General features: G+C 42.2%; 19 protein-coding genes. 6 read left to right on the forward strand and 13 right to left on the reverse strand.

The features are described from left to right. Nucleotides 1-93 precede the first annotated feature (93 nt). The 3 genes from V7K15_RS08365 to V7K15_RS08375 all read left to right on the forward strand — a co-directional run bounded on the left by V7K15_RS08365 (nucleotide 94) and on the right by V7K15_RS08375 (nucleotide 3,208). The gene (locus V7K15_RS08365; RefSeq protein ID WP_334904720.1) at nucleotides 94-1,455 is read left to right on the forward strand and encodes an NAD(P)/FAD-dependent oxidoreductase; all 1,362 of its coding nucleotides are present in this window, start codon (nucleotides 94-96) and stop codon (nucleotides 1,453-1,455) included. A 307-nt stretch (nucleotides 1,456-1,762) separates the two neighbouring features. After that, nucleotides 1,763-2,659: an SDR family oxidoreductase gene (locus tag V7K15_RS08370; protein WP_334904722.1), complete on the forward strand. Its 897-nt coding sequence runs from the start codon at nucleotides 1,763-1,765 to the stop codon at nucleotides 2,657-2,659. Between the two features lie 357 nt (nucleotides 2,660-3,016). Beyond that, entirely contained in the window at nucleotides 3,017-3,208 is a 192-nt protein-coding gene (locus V7K15_RS08375) for a hypothetical protein (protein ID WP_334904724.1), read from the forward strand. A 179-nt stretch (nucleotides 3,209-3,387) separates the two neighbouring features. On the opposite strand, the gene metK is transcribed toward V7K15_RS08375, so the two are convergent. Beyond that, nucleotides 3,388-4,662: a methionine adenosyltransferase gene (metK, locus tag V7K15_RS08380; RefSeq protein ID WP_334904725.1), complete on the reverse strand. Its 1,275-nt coding sequence runs from the start codon at nucleotides 4,660-4,662 to the stop codon at nucleotides 3,388-3,390. Nucleotides 4,663-4,906: 244 nt separating this feature from the next. After that, nucleotides 4,907-5,911 carry a phosphoribulokinase gene (locus V7K15_RS08385; protein ID WP_292790158.1) on the reverse strand — a complete coding sequence of 335 codons (1,005 nt, stop codon included), beginning with the start codon at nucleotides 5,909-5,911 and terminating at the stop codon, nucleotides 4,907-4,909. A 209-nt stretch (nucleotides 5,912-6,120) separates the two neighbouring features. Between V7K15_RS08385 and V7K15_RS08390 the strand changes: the two genes are divergently transcribed. The 3 genes from V7K15_RS08390 to V7K15_RS08400 all read left to right on the forward strand — a co-directional run bounded on the left by V7K15_RS08390 (nucleotide 6,121) and on the right by V7K15_RS08400 (nucleotide 9,591). After that, on the forward strand, nucleotides 6,121-6,480 hold the full coding sequence (locus tag V7K15_RS08390; RefSeq protein ID WP_334904727.1) for a hypothetical protein: 360 nt from the start codon (nucleotides 6,121-6,123) through the stop codon (nucleotides 6,478-6,480). 308 nt (nucleotides 6,481-6,788) lie between these two features. Then, nucleotides 6,789-8,123 (forward strand): ferredoxin--NADP reductase, encoded by a 1,335-nt coding sequence (gene petH / locus V7K15_RS08395; RefSeq protein WP_334904729.1) that lies wholly within the window; start codon nucleotides 6,789-6,791, stop codon nucleotides 8,121-8,123. Nucleotides 8,124-8,304: 181 nt separating this feature from the next. After that, nucleotides 8,305-9,591: a homoserine dehydrogenase gene (locus tag V7K15_RS08400; RefSeq protein WP_334904864.1), complete on the forward strand. Its 1,287-nt coding sequence runs from the start codon at nucleotides 8,305-8,307 to the stop codon at nucleotides 9,589-9,591. Nucleotides 9,592-9,781: 190 nt separating this feature from the next. Here V7K15_RS08400 and V7K15_RS08405 read toward each other — a convergent pair whose 3' ends face one another. The 11 genes from V7K15_RS08405 to hpsE all read right to left on the reverse strand — a co-directional run bounded on the left by V7K15_RS08405 (nucleotide 9,782) and on the right by hpsE (nucleotide 22,467). Next, nucleotides 9,782-11,173, reverse strand: a complete 1,392-nt coding sequence (locus V7K15_RS08405; RefSeq protein ID WP_334904731.1) for a PP2C family protein-serine/threonine phosphatase — start codon at nucleotides 11,171-11,173, stop codon at nucleotides 9,782-9,784. Between the two features lie 699 nt (nucleotides 11,174-11,872). Beyond that, nucleotides 11,873-13,525, reverse strand: coding sequence for a signal recognition particle-docking protein FtsY (ftsY, locus tag V7K15_RS08410; protein ID WP_334904733.1), 1,653 nt, complete (start codon nucleotides 13,523-13,525; stop codon nucleotides 11,873-11,875). A gap of 155 nt (nucleotides 13,526-13,680) precedes the next feature. Continuing rightward, entirely contained in the window at nucleotides 13,681-14,322 is a 642-nt protein-coding gene (gene nusB, locus V7K15_RS08415) for a transcription antitermination factor NusB (RefSeq protein WP_334904735.1), read from the reverse strand. A 555-nt stretch (nucleotides 14,323-14,877) separates the two neighbouring features. Next, entirely contained in the window at nucleotides 14,878-15,360 is a 483-nt protein-coding gene (locus V7K15_RS08420; protein WP_334904737.1) for a cupin domain-containing protein, read from the reverse strand. A 405-nt stretch (nucleotides 15,361-15,765) separates the two neighbouring features. Beyond that, nucleotides 15,766-16,530, reverse strand: a complete 765-nt coding sequence (locus V7K15_RS08425) for a DUF502 domain-containing protein (protein ID WP_334904866.1) — start codon at nucleotides 16,528-16,530, stop codon at nucleotides 15,766-15,768. A gap of 249 nt (nucleotides 16,531-16,779) precedes the next feature. Next, on the reverse strand, nucleotides 16,780-17,688 hold the full coding sequence (locus V7K15_RS08430) for a glycosyltransferase family 2 protein (RefSeq protein WP_334904739.1): 909 nt from the start codon (nucleotides 17,686-17,688) through the stop codon (nucleotides 16,780-16,782). Nucleotides 17,689-17,807: 119 nt separating this feature from the next. After that, nucleotides 17,808-18,650 (reverse strand): hormogonium polysaccharide biosynthesis protein HpsJ, encoded by an 843-nt coding sequence (gene hpsJ-B, locus V7K15_RS08435; RefSeq protein WP_334904741.1) that lies wholly within the window; start codon nucleotides 18,648-18,650, stop codon nucleotides 17,808-17,810. A 534-nt stretch (nucleotides 18,651-19,184) separates the two neighbouring features. Then, nucleotides 19,185-19,832, reverse strand: a complete 648-nt coding sequence (locus V7K15_RS08440; RefSeq protein WP_334904868.1) for a TIGR04282 family arsenosugar biosynthesis glycosyltransferase — start codon at nucleotides 19,830-19,832, stop codon at nucleotides 19,185-19,187. A gap of 32 nt (nucleotides 19,833-19,864) precedes the next feature. Next, nucleotides 19,865-20,431 carry a GspH/FimT family pseudopilin gene (locus V7K15_RS08445; RefSeq protein WP_334904743.1) on the reverse strand — a complete coding sequence of 189 codons (567 nt, stop codon included), beginning with the start codon at nucleotides 20,429-20,431 and terminating at the stop codon, nucleotides 19,865-19,867. Continuing rightward, nucleotides 20,397-21,476 (reverse strand): glycosyltransferase, encoded by a 1,080-nt coding sequence (locus V7K15_RS08450; RefSeq protein WP_334904745.1) that lies wholly within the window; start codon nucleotides 21,474-21,476, stop codon nucleotides 20,397-20,399. The genes V7K15_RS08445 and V7K15_RS08450 overlap by 35 nt, the downstream gene beginning before the upstream one ends. Next, nucleotides 21,469-22,467: a hormogonium polysaccharide biosynthesis glycosyltransferase HpsE gene (gene hpsE / locus V7K15_RS08455; protein WP_334904747.1), complete on the reverse strand. Its 999-nt coding sequence runs from the start codon at nucleotides 22,465-22,467 to the stop codon at nucleotides 21,469-21,471. The genes V7K15_RS08450 and hpsE overlap by 8 nt, the downstream gene beginning before the upstream one ends. Nucleotides 22,468-22,473 lie beyond the last annotated feature (6 nt).

Raw genomic sequence — 22,473 nt, forward strand, 5'->3', positions numbered from 1 at the left:
CAATTGTTCTAAATAAACGGCAACCTATATCATAATGCTGTTACCTTTTTGTTAAGAATAGTTACAAGTTCTTAACACAAGGAAATATTTATTATGGTAGTCTCACTTGAAAAGAATGCACCACATCAGGTTGTTATCGTTGGTGGTGGCTTTGGTGGACTGTATACAGCAAAAGCTCTGAAGACAGCAAATGTAAATGTTACTCTGATTGATAAACGTAACTTTCACCTATTTCAGCCGCTTTTATATCAAGTTGCCACAGGTACGCTGTCACCTGCTGATATTTCCGCACCATTGCGATCTCTATTCAGCAAAAGCAAGAATACAAAAGTGTTGTTGGGAGAAGTAAATGATATTGATCCAAAAGCGCAACAAGTTATTTTGGGTGATGAAATAGTACCTTATGATACATTGATTGTCGCCACAGGTGCTAACCATTCCTATTTTGGTAAGGATAACTGGAAAGAATTTGCTCCTGGCTTGAAAACTGTTGAAGATGCCATAGAAATGCGTCGCCAGATATTTTCGGCATTTGAAGCGGCAGAAAAAGCAACTGATCCAGAAATTCGCCGTGCTTTGTTGACTTTTGTGATTGTGGGGGGTGGTCCGACCGGTGTAGAATTAGCAGGTGCGATCGCGGAATTGACATACCAAACTCTCAAAGAAGATTTCCGCAGCATTAACACCTCAGAAGCGAGAATTTTACTATTGCAAGGGGGCGATCGCATCCTCCCACACATTGCGCCAGAGTTATCGAAAGTAGCAGCAGAATCTTTGCAAAAGTTAGGTGTAGCTGTCTACACTAACACCAGAGTAACAAATATTGAAAATCAGATCGTTACTTTCAAGCAAGGCGATGAATTGACTGAAATTACCTCAAAAACTATATTGTGGGCAGCAGGTGTTCAAGGTTCGCCTATGGGTAAAGCCCTAGCAGAAAGTACAGGTGTAGAGTGCGATCGCTCCGGACGTGTGATTGTAGAACCGGACTTGTCTATCAAGGGTTATAAAAACATTTTTGTAGTGGGAGATTTAGGCAACTTTTCCCATCAAAATGGTAAACCCTTACCTGGTGTTGCACCTGTAGCCAAACAACAAGGAGAGTATGTAGCTAAACTCATTAAACGCAGGCTTCAAGGTAATACTTTGCCACAATTTCGTTACAATGACGTGGGTACTTTGGCGATGATTGGGCAAAATTTAGCTGTTGTAGATTTAGGCTTAATCAAACTCAAAGGTTTCATTGCTTGGCTCTTTTGGCTAGTAATTCACATCTACTTCTTAATCGAGTTTGACACTAAAATAGTAGTAGCAATTCAGTGGGCGTGGAATTATATCACTCGTAATCGTCGTTCTAGATTGATTACAGGTCGAGAAGCTTTTGTAGAAGCAAAAACTGTTAACAATAGCGTGCAACAACCTTCTACTCCGACAACGGCTGAATGCAAAAGTTAAACCTAAAAAAACATTCAGATTTGAAAAGAATCCAAAGTTCACCAAACTGATAGGTTATTAGCGGGAGTTCAGCATCAAATTAACGACCACAAGCAAGGTAAATATTGTTTACCTGCTGCCAATAACCTCCCAAAGGTCTTGCTATCCATGAGTTGGCTTTGTTGTGGGTCTCCCGAAAGGTAGAGTCGAAGAGATGCGCTAGAGTCTTAAATCTGTTACTAATTACAACAATAATATTGCACTAAGTGGGTAGATGCGATGGAAAAGTGATTTTACAATTAAATACATCACCATAGGGGAGCAAGAGATGGCAAACGATCGATTGAAAATGCAAGATCCACGTCAGCAATATCCAGGGCCGCCCTTCCCCCGTCAGCCGCAGCCTGCACCGGGACTTGCTCAACAGATGATTCCTCAGCCGGATCACGGCGAGGAGAGCTATACAGGATGTGGAAAACTTACAAACCGAAAGGCGTTGATCACCGGAGGAGATTCCGGTATCGGACGTGCCGTAGCGATCGCGTTTGCGCGTGAAGGGGCTGATGTGGCAATCTCCTATCTTCCCAGTGAAGAGGCGGATGCACGAGAGGTTATAGAACTGATCGAACAAGCGGGACGCAAAGCCGTGGCTCTTGCAGGTGACATTACGGATGAGAATTTTTGCCGAAAACTGGTGGCGGATGCAGTAGAATCTCTGGGCGGTTTAGATATTCTTGTCAACAATGCCGGCGCACAAGAGACTCAGCCTTCCCTTGGCGATATTAGCACCGAGCAGTTCGATAAGGTGCTTAAAACCAACCTATACGCGCTCTTTTGGATTACGCAGTCGGCAGTGCCACACCTGAAACCGGGTGCAGCCATCATTAATACAACTTCTATTCAGGCGTATGAACCTTCAGAGAACATCATTGACTATGCGCTCACCAAAGCAGGCATTGTTGCTTTCACCAAAGCACTTTCCAAACAAATGATTGAGAAGGGTGTGCGCGTCAATGCTGTAGCGCCAGGCCCCTTCTGGACACCGCTACAGCCCAGTGGCGGTCAGACTCAAGAAAAGATTGAGAAATTTGGCTCTACGGTTCCGATAGGACGACCCGGACAGCCGGTAGAGATCGCTCCAATATACGTTCTCCTTGCTTCACAGGAGGCAAGCTACATCACAGGAGAAGTTTATGGCATAACGGGTGGTGTCGGTATTGCGTAATCTCCGTTTGTGTTGTGAGTTGTCAATCGGTTGCTCATCTAATGCAGTATGTCGCGGACTATAGAGACAAGCTTTGCTGACACTGTGCTGTTTGCGAAAAGAGCAAAGAATTTGGGGGTAATTCATAAACTCTCACGAAAATAGCACAGTTAGAGTAAGCTATCCATGACTGCAATTACAAAGCAGCAGTTTTAAATACAAAAACTTCTCCTGGATAAAAAATTCTCGTTTATTGGCATTCCTCACAACTTTCTCAAATTTTTCACTGAATATAGTTGTTAAATGTAATAATATAGATTAGCAATGTGAATATGTAAAATTAGTACAAAATTTTAAAAGTTATTGAAGAGGTGAGTTATGACAAAAGAATATATGGATTCTTTGGAGACAATTGTTGATCAATTAACATTATCCGCAGTTCTAGAAATGTTAGAACGAATCAGTCATAAAAAAGCAGAAAATCTCAGAAGTCATTGGAAAGATGAGATTTCTGCAAAGCTTTGGGATAAAGCTGCTAGACAGATAGAACAGATAAATATTGATATCTAATTAATAATTAAAATTTTGGTTGTGTTGCAAAGCCGTAGCGATCGCTGTTATTAAGACAGCATAGGGTAGTTTTACTTTTCGATATTCAGGTGGCTAGCAAAAAATGAGGGCACAGCTAACTTATCAAGTTACCAATACCCTCACGTAGATAAACTAAGTTTTTGCAGTAGCGTATAAATCTAAGTTACTGCCTGAGCAACTACTCCCGAAAGTGACTCCTTTACCGCTTGCTTTAACAACTCGGCTTTATCGGTCTGTTCCCAAGGCAAGTCTAAATCAGTCCGCCCAAAGTGACCGTAAGCCGCGACGTCCTGATAAAAACGTCCGCCTCGTTCACTTGGTAAATTGCGTAAGTTGAAGGTATGGATAATCCCCGCCGGACGCAGTTCAAAGTGCTGGTTGATTAATTCCAGTAAGGTTTCTTCATCCACTTTGCCGGTGCCAAAGGTATCCACTAGAATGCTTGTTGGTCGCGCTACGCCAATAGCATAGGATAGCTGGATTTCAACTTTTTCTGCTAACCCGGCAGCGACAATATTTTTCGCCACATAACGAGCCGCATAAGCAGCAGAGCGGTCTACCTTCGTGGGGTCTTTGCCGGAAAAAGCGCCGCCACCATGTCGTGAATAACCACCGTAGGTGTCAACGATTATTTTCCGTCCGGTCAAACCAGAGTCTCCCTGAGGGCCACCAACGACAAATTTGCCAGTGGGGTTGACTAAAAAACGTGTTTCCTCATTAGGCTTAATGTCAATGTCGCCAAAAACAGGTTCGACCACTGCTGCCCAGAGGTCTTGTTTAATTTTGGCTTGTACTGCCGCCTCATCTGTGATTTCCCCAATAGTAGCTGTATGCTGGGTGGAAATCAGGATAGTATCAATGCCTACTGGGCGTCCGTCTTCGTAGACTACAGTTACTTGGGTTTTGCCATCAGGACGCAGGTATGGTAGTTCACCCGTTTTGCGAACTGCTGCCAATCGCCGGGCAATGCGATGAGCCAGACTGATGGGTAAGGGCATCAGTTCTGATGTTTCGTTGCTAGCAAAGCCAAACATTATACCTTGATCGCCGGCGCCAATTTTGTCGAATAGTTCATCACTATCTTGCTGGCGGCTTTCGTGGGCGGTGTTAACGCCTTGGGCAATATCGGGTGATTGTTCGTCTATAGCCAGCAGAACGCTGGTGCTGTTAGCAGAAAAACCATTATCGGCATTGGTATAGCCAATTTCGGCAATTTTCTTGCGGGCGAGATTGACGAAATTCACATTGGCTTTGGTGGTTATTTCGCCAGTGATTAGCACCAAGCCAGTATTAACTACTACTTCAGCAGCAACACGGCTGCTGGGGTCTTGTGTCAGTAGGGCATCCAGAATGGTATCAGAAATCTGATCGCAGATTTTATCTGGATGACCTTCGGTGACTGACTCGGAGGTAAATAGATATCGACGAGACAAAGGTAATTCCTCCTGACTTGAATTTTTTTCGCTGACTAAATGTCGGTATTTAGTTCAACTACTAATTTCTGAAATCATAACAATATTTATACTTCAGTAGTTAGTATCTTCTTGATATTGATAAAAACCACTAGTTATAAGGTAAGTATCTGTAAAGAAGATAAATGTATGCTAATTATTTTGTGGAAATAATGTATTTAATAACACAAAAAAAGGGGACACCCAGAAGCGCCCCCACAAGCTTTTAAACCTGAACCGCTAACTTTGCTTCTGTAGCTGTCAACCGCTCATAGGCAGCACGCATTTTCAAACCTGTAAGCACTTGGAAGAAACCAGTACCATTATTGGAACCTGGATACTCGCGGTGCTGGAGTAGCAAGTGAGTCAATTCACCCTGATATTTAGTGGATGTATTGCTGAGATGGGTTTCGATATAAATGACTTCTTCCAAGTTGTCAAATTGACCATCCACCTCTAATACTGAGACGTAACGACCGTAGTAAACATCTGAACCATAGTACAGTTGCATACCAGGGTAAGAACAGGTCAGCTTACGTCCACAGGGAGTCCAATTAATTGTTGAGCCTTCATCAAACAGGTAGGTTGGCTCAAAGCCTTCCTTATCTTCCCGTTGGAGCATACGTACTCTTAAGACTCGGCGCTCCGTGTCGTTTTTGATCAAGTTTGTGGGTAACACCTGGAGAACCACATCGGCAAATTCTCTTTGTGGTTCGATAAACTTTTCAAAGTCAGGTTTGCGGGAATTGATTTGCGCTAAGACATCTTCGTAGCGATGACCGCGTTCAGCCATATCTCGCTGAATTTTCCAGGCAATTTTGACTTCATCGCTAATGTCAAAATAAACACTGAAGTCGATTAGCGATCGCACCCGCTCATCATATAAAGGATGCAGCCCTTCCACAACTATAATCCGATTCGGCTCCACCCGTTCTGGCGGATCAAGCAAGCCTGTTTCGTGGTTGTAAATCGGCTTATCAATCCCTTTACCACTTTTGAGCGCTTTAATTTGCTCATACATCAGGTCAAAATTGTTCGCCCTGGGGTCTAGTGCCGTTATCCCAGTTTCTTTGCGCTGTTTGCGATCGAGCGAGTGATAGTCATCCAAGCAGATGACTGTCATCAAATCTTCACCAAACAAATCTATCAAACGACGCAAAAACGTAGATTTACCGCACCCAGAGTCTCCGGCTACTCCAATCAGTACCACTCGTTCCGGCTTATTTGTCATAAATCTCCTCTACAATACTAAAGTTGTCTCAATAATTTTTCACACAGCAGATTTTGAAGCCAGGAGTTTACCCCTTTGGTTTATCCTGCGTTCTTGCTACCCAGCACTGCTATAAGACACCAAACGGGTAGACAACAAAGTAATAAGCTGCTACCCGTCGGACTAGCCTGAATGTTGGTGCCGGTAAGTATTTAATCCTAGTGGTATATTTGATTTTAACAGAAGGGGGTATCCCATACAAGATTTGCCCTCAAGAAGAATTAGCGTGGTTTATCAATGATTTTGTTGATTTAGTTGTTAATTTAAAAATGGGGATCAGTATCGCCCATAAGTGTTGCAGCGCTGTCATTATCCTAGTTGTGACTCTATATAATCAAGTCTATAAGGTAGAATTTATTCTGGCAGCGAATTCTTTGACCTTGCTAAATTGTAATTCCGGCTCGACAATGTTTAAGATATTCAAAGCCAAAATCTATCTAACGAATGAGCCAACAACTTGCATTAGTCAAATTATTGGCTGTGAACTACTCACACTCGGCGCTTGCAGTGAGTATGAGATTGCCAATTGATCGGGAATCGTCTGTGACATCAGAGATTTTTTACTCCACTTGCTAGTTAACGAAAAAAAGATTAAATTGACTCATTATTAACATTCTCCACAAGACTTATCCTTTACCTTAAAAGATGAACAGGTGTGTTTTTTGCTATGCCTGCATATCTTTGGTGAGTGTACTTAGCAAGGCATTAATTTAATGATGCCGTTTTTCCTTCAAGGCCAGTTTTATGAAACGAAAATCCGGTAAACTAAAGCTGGCAAGGTAGGGGAATAGTTTTTTTTTGAAAAACGGTTAAGTAAATTATCGGAGTGCTAGAACGAATGTACAATCAAGGTGCTGTTGAGGGTGCTGCCAACACAGAATTAGGTAGCCGCCTCTTCGTCTATGAAGTGGTAGGTTTGCGTCAGAGCGAAGAAACCGATCAAACTAACTACCCAATCCGTAAAAGTGGCAGTGTGTTCATCAGAGTGCCTTACAACCGCATGAATCAAGAAATGCGACGTATCACTCGTCTAGGCGGCACAATTGTTAGCATCCAGCCTATAACTGCTCTAGAACCAGTTAATGGTGAAGCCTCATTTGGGAATGCTACAAGCGAAGTCAGCGAGTTAGCTACATCTGGGGAAACTGCTAACAGTGAAGGAAATGGTAAAGCCACACCTGTGAATACTAATAGTGAAGTCCAAGACTTCGCTAAACCACTAGCTGAAGAACAGCTCAAGAAAGGCAACACCATGACTCAAGCGAAAGCCAAAAAAGACCACGGTGACGTTCCTGTGAACACTTACCGTCCCAATGCTCCATTTATTGGCAAGGTAATATCTAATGAACCGCTAGTCAAAGAAGGTGGTATTGGTATTGTTCAACACCTCAAGTTTGACATTTCTGCCGGTGATTTGAAGTATATAGAAGGTCAAAGTATTGGGATTATTCCACCAGGATTAGACAAGAACGGCAAGCCAGAAAAACTCAGACTATATTCCATCGCCTCAACTCGTCATGGCGATGATGTGGATGATAAGACAGTATCACTGTGCATCCGCCAGTTGGAGTACAAGCACCCGGAAACTGGCGAAACAGTTTACGGTGTTTGCTCTACACATCTGTGTTTTTTAGAACCAGGGGCAGATGTAAAAATTACAGGGCCTGTGGGTAAGGAAATGTTGTTACCCAATGATCCTGATGCTAATGTGATCATGTTGGCAACCGGAACAGGCATTGCCCCGATGCGGGCTTATCTGTGGCGTCAGTTTAAAGATGCGGAAAAAGCAGCTAACCCAGAATACGAATTTAAAGGATTCTCTTGGCTAATATTTGGCGTTCCCACAACTCCAAACCTCTTATATAAGGAAGAACTGGAAGAAATTCAACAAAAATATCCTGATAACTTCCGCCTGACTGGTGCCATCAGCCGCGAACAGAAAAATCCCCAAGGCGGTAGAATGTACATCCAAGACCGCGTAGCAGAACATGCAGATGAATTGTGGCAGTTGATTAAAAATGAAAAAACTCACACCTACATCTGCGGTTTACGCGGTATGGAAGAAGGTATTGATGCAGCCTTAACAACTGCTGCTGCTAAGGAAGGCGTAACCTGGAGTGATTACCAGAAGCAACTCAAGAAAGCCGGTCGTTGGCACGTAGAAACATACTAAGTTAGTCATTGGTCATTAGTCAGTTGTACTGAGCGTTCGCGTAGCGTCTCTGAAAGAGAAGCCTCTCGTAGAGAAGTATTAGTTTTAGACGAAGGACAAATGACAAAGGAAGCAGGATAATCAGTAGGTAGGGCAAATGCTCTACCTACAATTGTTGTTGGTGAAATTGGGTGCAAAATTTGTGGGTGTGAAACTAGGAATACTGGGGTTAGGCACTGTGGGAACGGGTACGGTGCAGTTGTTGCAAGATCGGGCTGGGCGTCATCCGTTGTTGCAAGAGATAGAAATCTATCGGGTGGGAGTCCGATCGCTCGATAAACCCCGTGCAGTAGAATTGTCTACGGAAGTCTTAACTACAGATTTGGAAGCGATTGTCAACGATCCGGCGGTGGATATAGTTGTCGAAGTTATGGGCGGACTAGAGCCGGCGCGATCGCTGATCCTGAAAGCTTTAAGTAATGGTAAACACGTAGTCACAGCGAATAAAGCAGCGATCGCCCGTTTTGGGGCGGAAATTTTCACAACTGCCAATCAAGCTGGCGTATACGTGATGATAGAAGCCTCTGTGGGTGGTGGGATTCCGGTGATTCAACCCCTAAAGCAGTCTTTAAGTGTTAACCGTATTCACACTATAACTGGCATCGTTAACGGTACAACTAACTACATCCTGACGCGGATGCAAACAGAAGGCAGCAACTTCAGCGATGTTTTAGCTGATGCCCAGCGTTTGGGTTATGCTGAGGCTGACCCCACAGCCGATGTCGAGGGCTTAGACGCAGCCGATAAAATTGCCATCCTGGCATCATTAGGCTTTGGCGGACGCATCAACTTGCAAGATGTTTATACTGAGGGGATTCGGCAAGTCAGCAAAACAGATATTGCCTACGCCGAAAAATTGGGATTTGTGATTAAATTGTTAGCGATCGCTAAACGTAATACTCCCTCATCCCCTCTGTCCATCAGAGTTCATCCTACTTTAGTGCCTCAAGCTCACCCTTTGGCTAGCATCAATGGCGTTTACAATGCCATTCTTGTCGAAGGAGAACCAATCGGGCAAGTAATGTTTTTCGGACCCGGTGCTGGTGCCGGTGCAACCGCCAGTGCTGTCACATCGGATATTTTGAATTTAGTTGCTGTTCTTAAAACCAATACAGCAGTTGCAAATCCATTATTAGCTTGTGGACATCAGGAATATTGCCAAATTGCACCAATGGCAGAACTGATAACTCGATTTTACGCCCGTTTCCTCACAAATGACCAACCCGGAGTTATTGGTAAATTGGGTACTTGCTTTGGGAATTATGGCGTTAGCTTAGAGTCAATTGTCCAAACTGGCTTTCAAGGGGAACTAGCAGAGATTGTGGTTGTTACCCATGATGTGCCAGAAGGCAATTTTCGGCAAGCTTTGGCAGAAATTCGGAATTTATCAGCGATCGAAAGCATTCCTAGCATACTGCGTGTACTTTGAGATTAGTCCAAAGTGCGATCGCTCGGCATTGAACCAGAAGCCTAATGTTTTTGGACTATTTTCGCAGAAAGTCAACACCTTAGCTGGGGGGTTATGTTTCGTGTTAGCTTTTGCACATGATATGAAAAGTCAGAGTAACCATAAACTTAAGCATTGACTCATGACTTGACCAAGCAAAAATGGTTAATAACTATAAAATTTGCAGAACAACTAATGTCATATCATCAGTGTTTTGCTTATCAGCACCGATGAATTGCTGAACTTGGTCAAATAGGTAATCCACAATTTCTTGTGGTCCATTGCAGTACTTACAAGCCGTATTGAAGCCAGTCACAAAATTGTCTTCATCGAAGCGATCGCCACCTGCGGCAGCAGCATCGGTCAAACCATCTGTATAGTAAATAATTGTATCCCCAGGCTCTAATTGTACCTGGGCATCTTCATATTGGCTGTTAGCATCCAAACCGATTAACATTCCCAAAGTATCTAAACGGCTGACAGTTTTCGTCGCTGCGTGCCACCACAAGGGAGGATTGTGTGCCGCATTGCTATAAGACAAAATTCGCTTATGGGGATTATATTCTGAGTAAAATACCGTTACAAAGCGGTGGGAATTTTCCAAATCCGCATACATAACTCTATTTAAGTTTTGCAAAATTCTTGCTGGGGAATTACCATGTAGCACTTCTCCCCGTAGCATTCCCCGCATCATCGTCATAATCAGTGCAGCCGGGACACCTTTGCCCATGACATCTCCAATAACCAAACCCCAACGACTAGTTTCCGTGCCGCCTTTGGTCTTGGGCTGAATCTTATTGTCGTTGGTAGCAAAAAAGTCGTAGTAGTCTCCGCCAACGCGATTGGCAGGTTTACAGCGTGCCGCTACAACTGCACCAGGGATTGTCGGGCATTGACGTGGCAAAAGTCGCCGTTGAATTTCTGCGCCAATTTCTAGTTCTTGATCTAGGCGTTCTTTTTTTCTTAATTCTACAGCTAGTTCATCGTTTTCGATCGCTACTGCTGTTTGGTCTGCTACTAACCTAACTAACTTTTGCCTAGTTTCTGTCCAACTATATTCTGGATCGCGGCTCAAGACATAAAGCCATCCCCGTTCTGTATGCTTCACCAGAATCGCCGTACCAAAGATTTGCACATCTGGCCCCAAATAGCGATGCATCTGGTCATCTAAAGTCCCTGTGGCATTCGCTAAAGGGGCAGTATTGGGCATAAGCGTGATTTGACTGCTGGCTATTTCTAGCGCTTTGCGGATATTTTTTCGCTGGCGACTATCTTGCCAATGTAACTGTTCTAACCTGACTTGACCATTAGGTTTGTAGAGAAACAGGGCGCTACCGTCTGCATCTGTAACTCTTGTTGCCATCAGGGGGATCAGTTCCAAAAACTGATTCAAATTATTGAAACTTCTCAGGGCAAATCCTAAAGAACTTAGCAAATCTTGAATTTTGTTCTGTTCCCGGTGCAACCTTGCCACGAGTTCTTTTAGTGCTACGACTGGTGTGACATCCGTCGCGGCACTACTATTGTTTTCAGTGGGTTGAGAGGGCAGTTGAGACACAGGCACAGTTATTATTGCACTTTATATTGGCAGATTTTAGATTATTTATAAACCTTTTGGCTTTGGCATTGCTAAACCATATTTAGGCAAGAGTTCTCATTTTAGCAAGAGTATAAAGACGTAACAGGCAAATTTTATCGGTATTTTATTTGCTTATTCTATTTCTGATGCAATATTACTAATTTCAAATCATGTATTTTTAGTCAAAACCCAACCCGTAAAAATTACTAGTTTCGGTGATAGTTCAGAAAGCTTTTCATTTTTTCATAACTTAATTCCCAAAGCATATCTCTAAAGTGATCAAAATACTCTATTCAAAGAATAATTTCTCAGGCTTTCAGAGTGACTGTTTGGGCAGAGGCAACTAGGAGACTAGAAGTTTTTTGAGTGAAAACCTCTAGAAGCGCTCAAATCGGGCTTGGTTTGGTAAAATTTAAATTGCTGCAAGATGCGAGCTTACGGACTTTTGGATGTCGCAACTAAATGCCCGTGCTGCTACATTTAAAAAGCCTATTCAGGGTGTCAAAAAGGGCATTAGCTCGAAATTTTAGCAAAAGCCACCGATTGATTATGACAAATTCATGATTTTAGGAATTGATCTGTTTCCAGTATTTTGTTTCTAATTAGTTCAAGTGATAATACCAGATCAGTTACACCTAAATTTATCAGTTTGTCAAGAAAATTTTTTAACTCCCAATTTTTCAACTAGCCACTCAAAAGAGCTTCGACAAACTCATAGCTCGAAAAGGGGCGTAGGTCTTCAATTCCCTCGCCAGCACCAATAAAGCGAATGGGTAAACCTAGCTGCTGCACAACGGCAAGGGCAACGCCGCCTTTGGCAGTACCATCTAGTTTGGTTAAGACAACGCCACTCAGTTGGGCAGCTTGGGAGAAAACTTCAGCTTGCCGCAGTCCATTTTGACCTAAAGTGGCATCTAGAACCAACAGAGATTCTACTTTGGCATTTGGGGCTTTTTTGTCGATAATTCGCCGGATTTTGCCGAGTTCATCCATTAAATTTTTCTTGTTTTGCAGTCGCCCAGCTGTATCTATCAGAAGTAATTCGCTTTGACGTGCTTGAGCGGCGGCGATCGCATCAAACACAACTGCTGCCGGATCTGTATTCTTTCCCGGATTGGCAATTACTTCTACACCACTTCTACTACCCCAAACCTTCACCTGTTCCACGGCGGCGGCGCGGAAGGTGTCTGCTGCCCCAATCAAGCATTTATAGCCAGATTTTTGTCCCAAGTGGGCAATTTTGCCGATGGTGGTAGTTTTACCGGCACCATTCACCCCAGTAATTAACCAAATATTTAAGGTTTCTTTTTCTGGGGTAAAGCTAGTTTTGTGGGATGTTTTGCTCGGCGCATCCAGCATATCGCGGAGAATTTTTTTCAGGTAAGCGATCGCTTCTTCAGGTGCGGTGACTTCTTCTCGAAGTTTTTTCTGTAGGGCATTGATAATAAAGTCTGTCGCCTCTACACCCACATCAGCTTGTAAGAGCAATGCCTCAATTTCCGTCACAGCAGCTTGGTTAAGCGGTCCTTGACCAACGATCGCCTTCAGTTGGTTGAGAATACTACGGCGAGTTTTGTCTAACCCTTGCCGGAGCTTTTTCAGCCAGGTAATTTCTTCAATAGAAACGTCTTCTGGACTTCTACCTTGAGCTGCTAGGACTTTCGCCGACCAGACAAACCCATCATCAAATACCAGTCCGGGAATTCCCTCTTCTGTCTCTGAGGTTGCAGCTACTGGCTGTACTACCTCCGATTCTGGGACTTCAATCGCGGTGGCCATTAATTGTTCCAGTTTGGCTTGCCGTTCTGCTGCCGCCCGTTCTAAGAAGGATAATGTAACTGGTGCTGTTGCCTCTGGCGTAGCTAGTGGTTCGGTGGGTGTTGGTTCAACTTCACTTGCCGTTACTTCTGGGCTTTTGACATCTGGCTGATCAGCAATTGCTGCTACTGAGGAATTTTCTGTAATTTCTGACTCAGTAGCCCCTTGGATAACTTCTGGTTGTGCTGTTTTTACGGTTGTACTAACAGGTTCCTCAGTTGCTTCTGGTTCGGTGATTTGGGCAATTGCCGTTTCTGCGGTTTCAGGTTGTGCTGATGCTGCTGGGGTATCTGCTGAATCAAGTGGGGTTTCTACCACCTCAACTTGTTGTTTTTGCTGAATATTTTTGTAGGCAGCTTTAGCAAACGCCAACAAGTCTGCCGTTGTCTCTGGTGCAGTTTCAGCAGTTGGTGTTGACGTTTCGGCTGGCTCTAGTTGGGGTTCTTGTACAGGAGGAGTTTCTTCCTGTTTCTGATCAGAGGAATCGTTATATTTACGACGGAACCAATTAAAAACCATTGCAGCAGTATTGGTTATATGAATTATGAGTTATAAGTTTAATTTAACTTGGGGCATTGGGCATGGGGCATGGGGCATTGGTTATTTTCCTTGTCTCCCACCCTGCGGTCAGCTAAAGCTACATCCTCCTCACCTGGAGAAATAGGTATAAAAAGCTAGGCACTTTTTTTCTGGTCACTGACTCGGCGCAAAACACCGTTAATAAACCGATGACCATCGTCTCCACTGTAGCGTTTGGCTAGCTCCACAGCTTCGTTGATGGCGATACTGTCTGGAACTCCTAAGAACTTCATTTCTGCCACAGCAATTTGCAGGATATCGCGGTCAATTTGGGCGAGGCGAGTTATTTGCCAATCTACTAAGGCAGTAGAAAGGAGTTCATCTATAATGTGTCGGTTTTCATTGACGGTAATCACAAGCTCTTTAGCGTAATTACGGACTCCCTTATCCTGATTAGCTAGCTGAATCAATACTGGGAAATCAACTGCTGTACCCAACTGATTGATTGCTGTCTGGGTGCAGGCGATCGCTTCTTGAAGCATTGTTCTGGCACTATCGAGGTCTGAAGCCCGAGTTTGGCTACTTAAGAGGCGATCGTTACTGCGTTGCAGTTCACCTGCGGCATTATTGAGGGTATCTTGCACCTCTGAGGTCAGAGTGCGTACTGCTCCTAGCAACAACTTCGATACTAATTGATCGTCTTCCAATTTATCTAATTTCTTGGGGTTGACTGGCAATTGGCTAATGCTTAAAAGCGCCAATTCACGAGCAATCTGCTGGGGTTTACGAGGTTGCATAAAACTAAGGGGTGATTGTGCGAGAACTGATTAACTAGAGAGACAAACTTATTATTATATCAATTTTGGCACAGCAAAACAACAATATCAGTAAACCAAAAAGTTTTTAAGAGAAGAACGATCATTGAATTACTGATAACTTTAAATACTTTTTAGTACGTAATTTGCTAACCTGAAATAAAAATTATTACGAATAAAGGCTCTTTTTGTTTTACCATAAATGGTCACATTGTTTTACCTGTAGGCAGTTCAGGGAATCTTGTATCCTCTCAAGCTCTACGACAACCATCATAAGTGCATAAATATTTTGTGCTTAACCCAATAAATAATATACAGACATTTTCAGAAATTAGGTATCAGCCCAAGCTGTACAAGAGTTAGAGATTCAATTTCGGAGATGTCAACTGACTTAGTTTTCTAGTGTTTATAGAGATATTGGAATGAAAATGTCAAAACTGAGTACTCAAATCTCAATGTTGAAAGACTCAGTAGCACGATGCTATTTCAAATACTAATGAGTAAACCTCTGACAAAAGTCAAAATTTATCATCAAATTCATCTGTTTTTAGGATTGGTTAAAATAGCTTTTGGTTGATTAGCATCAAATAGAGAAGCAGACAGAATAATAATTGCTTTGTTTGTCTGGTTTTCCCCATAATGAATAATTCCAGGGGTTTCAACTAAAGAATCTCCCACTGTAAGCTGTATAGTTTTCCCTTTTTTAAGAATCAATTCTGCGCCGTTAGCTTTCGTTACTTTAGCTTCTCCTTCTACAACAGTAAAAGTTAAAGTTCCCGCCTCTACTCGTCCAATCTGCATTCCCGGATGAGTATGAGTAGGTAGTTTTGCTCTTGGTGCAATGGTATAGCGTACAAGCTCAAGAATCTGCTTTTGATCTTGAGTAGGATAACCACTCGCTAAAACTTCACGGGTAACAGATTGAGTGTAAGTATTGGATGAAGACCTTTCTTGGCTGTTAACAACTACACTGCCAAAAGCTAGGATAGCTAACGGGAGAATTAAAGACAGTTTTCTCATCTTAAAAGTTTTTTGTTTAGGCTAGTTTAATAAATATTACCCGTAAACCAAAAACTTTTTTATAAGTCTTACCATCTGGACATTTCAGCTAAAGCCAGGGAGATCACAAAACTCACAAAACAAGGTTAAATTGACCATTTCAGATGATGCCACTAGTTACCTGGAAGCGATCGCGTTAATAATCAGTAAACCAAAAAGTTTTTCCCAAAGGGCTACGCCGGAGCTAATCAAACTTGCGTAAGACAATGCATTTTATATTACTTATTTCATAATTAATGCTTATATTGTTCTGAAAGGTTTAAAAAAATGAAATGATGAAACTAGCGTGTAGTATATTGGCTGAAATCAATTGACTTTTGCCTTTACTAATATTATATATTTGCTTGTGACTTTGCCAGATTGATTTTAAATTTCTTCAACGGGAATAACCTGCTGCTTGATTTCGTCGTGTTTCGCTTCCAGCGTGGGCTGTTTGGGAAAAACCAAGGACGGATTGGGGGCGACAATGCCACCTGATACAACTATTTTAAAGGCATCTTCAATCGACATGGAGAGGTTCACCACCTCATCTTCAGGAACGACTGCATACCATCCGGTAGTCGGATTCGGGGTGGTGGGGATAAAAACACTTAGCACGGGGCGAGACATCTGGGCTTGGATATCATTGCTGATTGCACCAGTGACAAAGCCGATCGCCCAAATTCCTCGGCGGGGATACTCTACCAAAATTACACGGCGAAACTTGCCATTTGAATCTTTTAGGATTGTTTCCAAAAGCTGTTTGAGGGTTTTGTATACCTGTCCAGCTAAAGGAATCGCCTGTAATAATCGCTCACCAAAATCTAACAACCATCGCCCAGCAATATTCCGAGCCATCAAGCCCATCAAGAGAATACTTAATAGTGGTACAGCCAATCCTACTAATAAATTCAGTATATTTACTAAAATTGGGTTTAACCCATCAAAGGGATTCAACTGTTTGGGAATTTGGGTGAGGAAGTTGATAACCCAAGTAGCAATGGTAATTGTCAGCCAGATAGTGGTTGCTAGGGGAATTACTACCAACAAACCAGCAATCAGGTCGTTTTTTAAGTCCTGTTTTAGGCGATCGATTACCAAGCCCCGATTCTCCTGTTTTAAGCTAGAGGAACTTTTGTTATTGCAATGCATACCAGCAGATTCGTCAAATTCCGAAGACTTTAACTTTAGGCAGTTTTTGCTGCAAGTCACTGTCCAAAAGGCTAGCAAGTTGGCTGCTGCCCCAAAAACACCTACTTGTTGCTGGAAATCAGCTATTTTCCTATAAGCATACACATAGACAGTGAACTACCCACACTGACTTGGAGTACCTTTTCGTTTTTAAAGCCCTTTGAACTGTTTCAAACTGTAGTGCGTAATCCTTCTAATCTCCAGTCCCCTTTACGCCACATCAGCCTGTGTAGTTTCAGAATCCGCGCACTGCAACTGTTGTATACTCTCCTGTGCCAAAATTGCTGTTGCGTCTAAATTAGGTTTTGGTAGATACTTCATTTCCCAAACTTTCAGCAAAATCAGATATTCGTAGAATGCCTGCAATGTACACCAAGCAAGTCCAGCGCGTCCATCTAGACAGCCGCCTAAGATAAAATACATATATATAAACCGTAGCAACGGTCTGGCGGGTAAACGCAAAGACAAATCTTTCAGGGCGCGGCGTTTTTCGATTTCCGATTTGCCAAAGAATAAATCTCCCCAGTTAACATTTCCCTGCTCTAATTGATACAATGTTTCTTGAGCTTCATCTGTAGAATAACGGTTGTGCTTTTCAATCCAGCGACTCAAGCCTTTGCTACAAGTGTAGTGTGGGTATGTTTCTTGTAAAAAGCTAGTTGCACCCTCACAAACTTCCCGCTCAGTATGACCATAGTCTGTAAACCAGACTTTACCGTGGCGGAAGAGGCGCATTTGGTAACGGGGATACTGTGTGCTGTAGCGAATCCAACGATTCATGAACATGACACGTTCAGCGACGTAGTAACCGATGTAGTCTGGATTCTGAGTTGCCTTTTCGGATTCCGCGAACAGTTCTGGTGTCATGCGCTCGTCAGCTTCGAGAATGTAAACCCATTCGTGCTGCGGGGGGATAGACTCTAACATCCAGGTGCGTTGTCGTCCGTGGCTTTCAAAAGCGTGTTGGATGACGCGGATGGGATAGCGACTGGCGATTTCCACAGTGCGATCGCTACTGCATGAATCCACAACAATGATGTCATCAGATAGCATCGCCGATTCGATACAAGCAGCAATATCTAGCTCTTCATTATATGTCAGTATGTAAATTGAGAACATTAGCCAAGTTTTATAGTGATTTTACTCAGTGATAATTGCCTTTTTATGGTTATTGGGCACATGGCAGTGTGAGCCGTGAACAATTTTTGGATACGTCCTACTGCCATGCCAATAGTGGATTAGCGTGCGGTAGCTCTAGGTTTACCGCCTTGCATAGCACCCCTATCTCTTAAGCCTGTCCAGCCAATGATAATGTAACCAATCGACAACAGCAAACTGCTAATGCCAATTCTCAGTCCAGACTTCCACGCAGTATCTTTAGCTTGTTGCTCTGCTTCGTCTCTGCGCTGGCGAAGTTGGCTCAGTTGTTGATTTTTCAGCGTCTGAATATCTGTTTGTTGTTCAATAGCTTTGTCAAGTGCTTGGGGATCTGTTTTAGCCTTCTTGAGTAACTCTTTGATATTTGCGGGAATTTGAGAGCTTTCAAGTGCTTGCTTATATTTTTGATCATCTTTGAGAATTTCACTAAACTGAGCTTTGGTTTGGTTTCGCAGCTGCTCTAGTTGAGCTTTTCCTTGGTCAGTAGTCAGTTGTGCTTGCAATTGTGAGAACCGAGTGTTTAGTTGATTTTCTGCCTGATCTGCTTCTAGGGTGATGCGGTTGAGTGTTTGAGTTTTAGCTTGATTGACGTTATTGAGGTGGAGGGGAAAAATCAGCAAGAACATCAACCCGAAAATAGTTGAGAGGATCAGGGCGGGAAATCTTAAATCGATACCTTGGGGGCGATCGCTTGCGGCATCAGCACCATCAATCCAATAGGCAGCAAACAGAAGCCCCAAACCTACTAAAGGAACAATTCCCCGATCAACTAGCGCTGTTGCCAAGTTGATTTGCCATACCCGATCAGTAGGTTGAAAGGGTAACAATAAAATCAAAAAGTCCACAAAAAAGGACAAAATGCAGATTATTCCAACTACCTTAAGTGTGAGGGCAGTACTCACGGAAGTAAAACGGTTAACCATAGTTTTTCAAACTGGCGGTGAATAAGAGTGATGTTCATATTTAAAGCTACTTGAATATTGTGCCCATGACCGTGACTGTTGTGTAGAAACACAAAGCAGATTCAATACTGGTAAAGGCTATCTGCCTGTTGGTTTTCAACTAGGCCACAGTAACATTTGTTATGTACAGTGTCTTCAGGAAATTTCTAGTATTTCAAGATATAAACTTAATAAAACACATTAACTCGTTCCTAGTCTCCGACTGGGAACGCCCCTGATTGAGGCTCCGCCTCCCTTACTCGCGGCAGCAGCCCAATGAACCACCATTTCCAGGCAGAGGCTAGAAACAAGGTTTGAAAAGGGTTTTTAGCTTAAGTTGACACCAATTACAGATGTGCGCCCCTAGTGTGTCTTGCATCCATACAAAAATCGTTATATTTCTCTTAGGGACTTCCAATTAAAAAAATATCCCATAGTCGGGGCGTATAGCAATACACCCCTACAAATGTAAAAATAATTTGGGATGATTTATTTTTTGGAAGTCCCTTATCTGCCTCATTTTTCCATCTCGCCTGCAAGGGCTTGCTCCCAAATCGGCAGATCCTCCGGTCGGTCAACATCAGCTAAAAGCGACAAGTTCACATGAGATAAATTGAGTTTCTGGGCAATATCCACGGTCTTCTGGAATACTTGAGCAGTTCCCCACTCGATGTTAACGAACAACTCCGGGATGGGTTGGCGCAAACCAATTAAGTAATATCCACCATCGATCGCAGGACCAAGTACCAGATCAAAGGCGTGTAAGTTCTCAAAAGCTGTCACTAGAATCTGGGCATTGACTCCTGGACAATCTGTACCGATGATAATTACTTGTTCTGCACCAGATTGAAAGGCATTTCCAAGCGTTCGCGCCATCCGCGAACCTAGATCGCCTTCACCTTGAGACTGGTAAACCAAATCGAACCCCAGCCAATCTTGCATAAGTTGCGAATCGCCACCTGCAAACCGCACTTCCACAGATATGGCAATGGCTTTTTGCAATTCTTGAACCTGAAATATGGTATATTCAGTCATCTGGCGTTGAAGATTGGCAGCACCAACAGTTCCCAAAACAGGTATCAATCGAGTTTTTGTCTTCCCTGGTTCTGGATAGCGGGTGAAAATAATCAAGTGTTGTTTTAGGCTTGCTGGTAAGTTCAGCAGACAATACCTTATTTGAATAAACTAAAAATATCTTAATAGCAATACTTGTCATTTTCGTTGGCTGTACCATGATCTTTTCCCGTTCGCATAGCCCCCAAAATCGTAGAAACTATTACACAACGTTTAGTTTTACCACCAGACTTGCTGGATAACGTGATCCTTCCTAAATCTTTAGCATTACCTCTGTAGTCAAATCTAACTTCTTGTATAGTAGTGAGTGACGGTTGGAAGTTTGTCTCCGAATCAAAACGCACATTAGAATGTAGATTATTCCAGTTAGCATCAGATGGGTTGAGTGTAACAGGATGAACCGCCCATTGAACAATACCGTTTTGTTCACGAAAACTAGCTTGCCAAGTCAATTTATCCTTGATGGATTGCCTTTGGGCTTGGCGCATCGCCAGGTGAACTTCGTTTTGGGCAGTGTTGAGGCGTTGAGTGTTCACAAAAGCCAGCCAGTTGGGTATTCCCAGCGTAGCTAATATACCAATTAGTACAATAACTACTAACATCTCTGGTAAGGTAAAACCACTGTTAGAGTGCTTATTCAAGAGATTTTTTGCTTTAAGTAGAGATTGTAAATGCACCTGGGTATCCATTTTTGTTTTCTGGTCGTTTTTCAGCTACCCATGTGTTGAGCAATGTTTCAGGTTGTTGGCTTCTTACTTTGCCTTGGGTAGTAATACTGTAAAGCAAGGAGGGGAAGATAAAAATTATGACAATTTTCAATAACATTTTTAAGATTAAATTTATATTCTCAAGTCTTGAAGAGTCGTTCAGAAAATACTTCCACAGAAATCTCGCAGCAGTTAAACCTTTTTGTCGATTAAACGGCTTTTGTAGGGCTTTGCAGGTCAGGTATTTGTATAAATTTGCTAGGCTGATATTCCAACTATTCTTAAGTGTCGAACGCGAAGGAGGGTCTAGTAGAGAAGGTCTTTCCTTGTACGCTCTCTCAAGCACTTGCAAGCAGGATTTTTCCTGCCTGACAAGATTGCAAGAAAGAGAATTAGGGCTTATGCGATATAAAATTTGTACAGATGGTACACAGATAAAATCAAACTTAGAAGCTAATCGCAGCCACATATCCCAATCTTGAGCCGCATTTAGAAATTCGTCAAAGCCACCTAATGTAATTAAAGCTTTTTTACAAATTAAGGGATTGGAACCATTCTCTAGAAAGTTATCTAGTAACAAATTGTCATAAAGATTTCTATTTTCATTAATGCGCTTGCCTGAAAATAGAAATTGACTATTTGTGTCAATATAATCAGTCCAACTATAAGCAACTTTCGCAGTAACATTTTCTTGCAGAGCTTTTAACTGAGACTGAAGTTTATCAGGTGTCCAAAGATCATCTGCATCTAAAAAACTAACAAATTCTCCACCTGCACGGTGTAACCCACGGTTACGGCTGACGTTTCCGCCAGCATTTGAATAGGAAAATACTTTTATTCTTGGATCTTGGATTTGTGTAACAACTTCTAAAGTCGAGTCTTGTGAACCATCATTAATTATAATTAATTCAAAGTCAGTAAAAGTTTGGTTCAAAACAGATTGAATTGTTTCTTTAATAGTTTTTTCGCTATTATAAGCTGGTATAATTACAGAAATTTGTGTTCCATCGAAGGTTGATTTAATCATTTTCTACAATTGGATTTTTTAAAATTCTGTCTAACTTCCATCTTAAAGAATAAAAAGGACTCATCATACTAGCGAAGTAAAAACTAATTTCAAAAATTGCAATAAGATTACTTTTGAATTTTCCTCTATACTTAATAATATGTTGTAATATCCTGTGTAAATTACCCAAGATAGTTTTCACCAATATTATTGGTTTTTGCCAATTTTTAGCATTGATCAAGCGTAGCTGAAAAATACAGAGACCACAACCACGGGCAAGCACTAGTAAGTAATCTCTCTCTAGCCGCCAATGGGGAATTTGATGAGCGATATGCATGGCGGGATTATACCAAATTTCCCAGCCTGCTTTGTGTATATATAAGAGAGCTTCTGTATCATCCCCACCAACCATTAATTTGCTCAGTCTACCGTTAAAAACCAATTCTTTAGGAACACTGTCACACCAAGCTTGCTTACGAACAACCAGTGCTGCACCTGGAGGAAGTCTTAAATTATCTGCATCAAATTGATATTCTTGTGAACCGTGTTCTCTAATAGCTAGAAAGGCTTGAATTCTTGTAAAGTCTTCTGGGGGGCTTACTTCAAAATCACCATGAATTTGACCGCTCCAAGCACCAGCTTGAGGGTGGTTTTTGCCAAAAGTATAAGACTGGAAAACCCAATCAGGTGCTGGGAGATTATCATCATCTACAAATGCAATAAACTCACCTCTGGCTTCACTTATAGCTCGCATTCTTGCAAAGGTTATTCCCTGTTTTTTTTCCAGAAAATACCTCAATAAAAACTTCTGAGTACAAGTTTTTTGGTAATACTGAATTACCTCATTTGTATTATCAGAGCTATTATTGTCAATAATAATAATTTCCCAACTTAAGTTTTCTATTTCCTTCTGGTTTAGCAACAATTCTAAAACTTTAGGTAAACGTTCTGCACCATTATATGTAGGAATAGCTACAGTAAAATCTATTTTTTTAATTGTAGATGTATTCATATAAAT

The organism is Nostoc sp. (assembly GCF_036919815.1).
Taxonomy (GTDB): domain Bacteria; phylum Cyanobacteriota; class Cyanobacteriia; order Cyanobacteriales; family Nostocaceae; genus Nostoc.

Bases quoted from the DNA above. Each gene is read 5' to 3' on its own strand.
- V7K15_RS08365 (WP_334904720.1), top strand. From the start codon at position 94: ATGGTAGTCTCACTTGAAAAGAATGCACCACATCAGGTTGTTATCGTT.
- V7K15_RS08370 (WP_334904722.1), top strand. From the start codon at position 1,763: ATGGCAAACGATCGATTGAAAATGCAAGATCCACGTCAGCAATATCCA.
- V7K15_RS08375 (WP_334904724.1), top strand. From the start codon at position 3,017: ATGACAAAAGAATATATGGATTCTTTGGAGACAATTGTTGATCAATTA.
- V7K15_RS08385 (WP_292790158.1), bottom strand. From the start codon at position 5,911: ATGACAAATAAGCCGGAACGAGTGGTACTGATTGGAGTAGCCGGAGAC.
- petH (WP_334904729.1), top strand. From the start codon at position 6,789: ATGTACAATCAAGGTGCTGTTGAGGGTGCTGCCAACACAGAATTAGGT.
- ftsY (WP_334904733.1), bottom strand. From the start codon at position 13,525: ATGGTTTTTAATTGGTTCCGTCGTAAATATAACGATTCCTCTGATCAG.
- nusB (WP_334904735.1), bottom strand. From the start codon at position 14,322: ATGCAACCTCGTAAACCCCAGCAGATTGCTCGTGAATTGGCGCTTTTA.
- V7K15_RS08420 (WP_334904737.1), bottom strand. From the start codon at position 15,360: ATGAGAAAACTGTCTTTAATTCTCCCGTTAGCTATCCTAGCTTTTGGC.
- V7K15_RS08425 (WP_334904866.1), bottom strand. From the start codon at position 16,530: ATGCATTGCAATAACAAAAGTTCCTCTAGCTTAAAACAGGAGAATCGG.
- V7K15_RS08430 (WP_334904739.1), bottom strand. From the start codon at position 17,688: ATGTTCTCAATTTACATACTGACATATAATGAAGAGCTAGATATTGCT.
- hpsJ-B (WP_334904741.1), bottom strand. From the start codon at position 18,650: ATGGTTAACCGTTTTACTTCCGTGAGTACTGCCCTCACACTTAAGGTA.
- V7K15_RS08445 (WP_334904743.1), bottom strand. From the start codon at position 20,431: ATGGATACCCAGGTGCATTTACAATCTCTACTTAAAGCAAAAAATCTC.
- V7K15_RS08450 (WP_334904745.1), bottom strand. From the start codon at position 21,476: ATGATTAAATCAACCTTCGATGGAACACAAATTTCTGTAATTATACCA.
- hpsE (WP_334904747.1), bottom strand. From the start codon at position 22,467: ATGAATACATCTACAATTAAAAAAATAGATTTTACTGTAGCTATTCCT.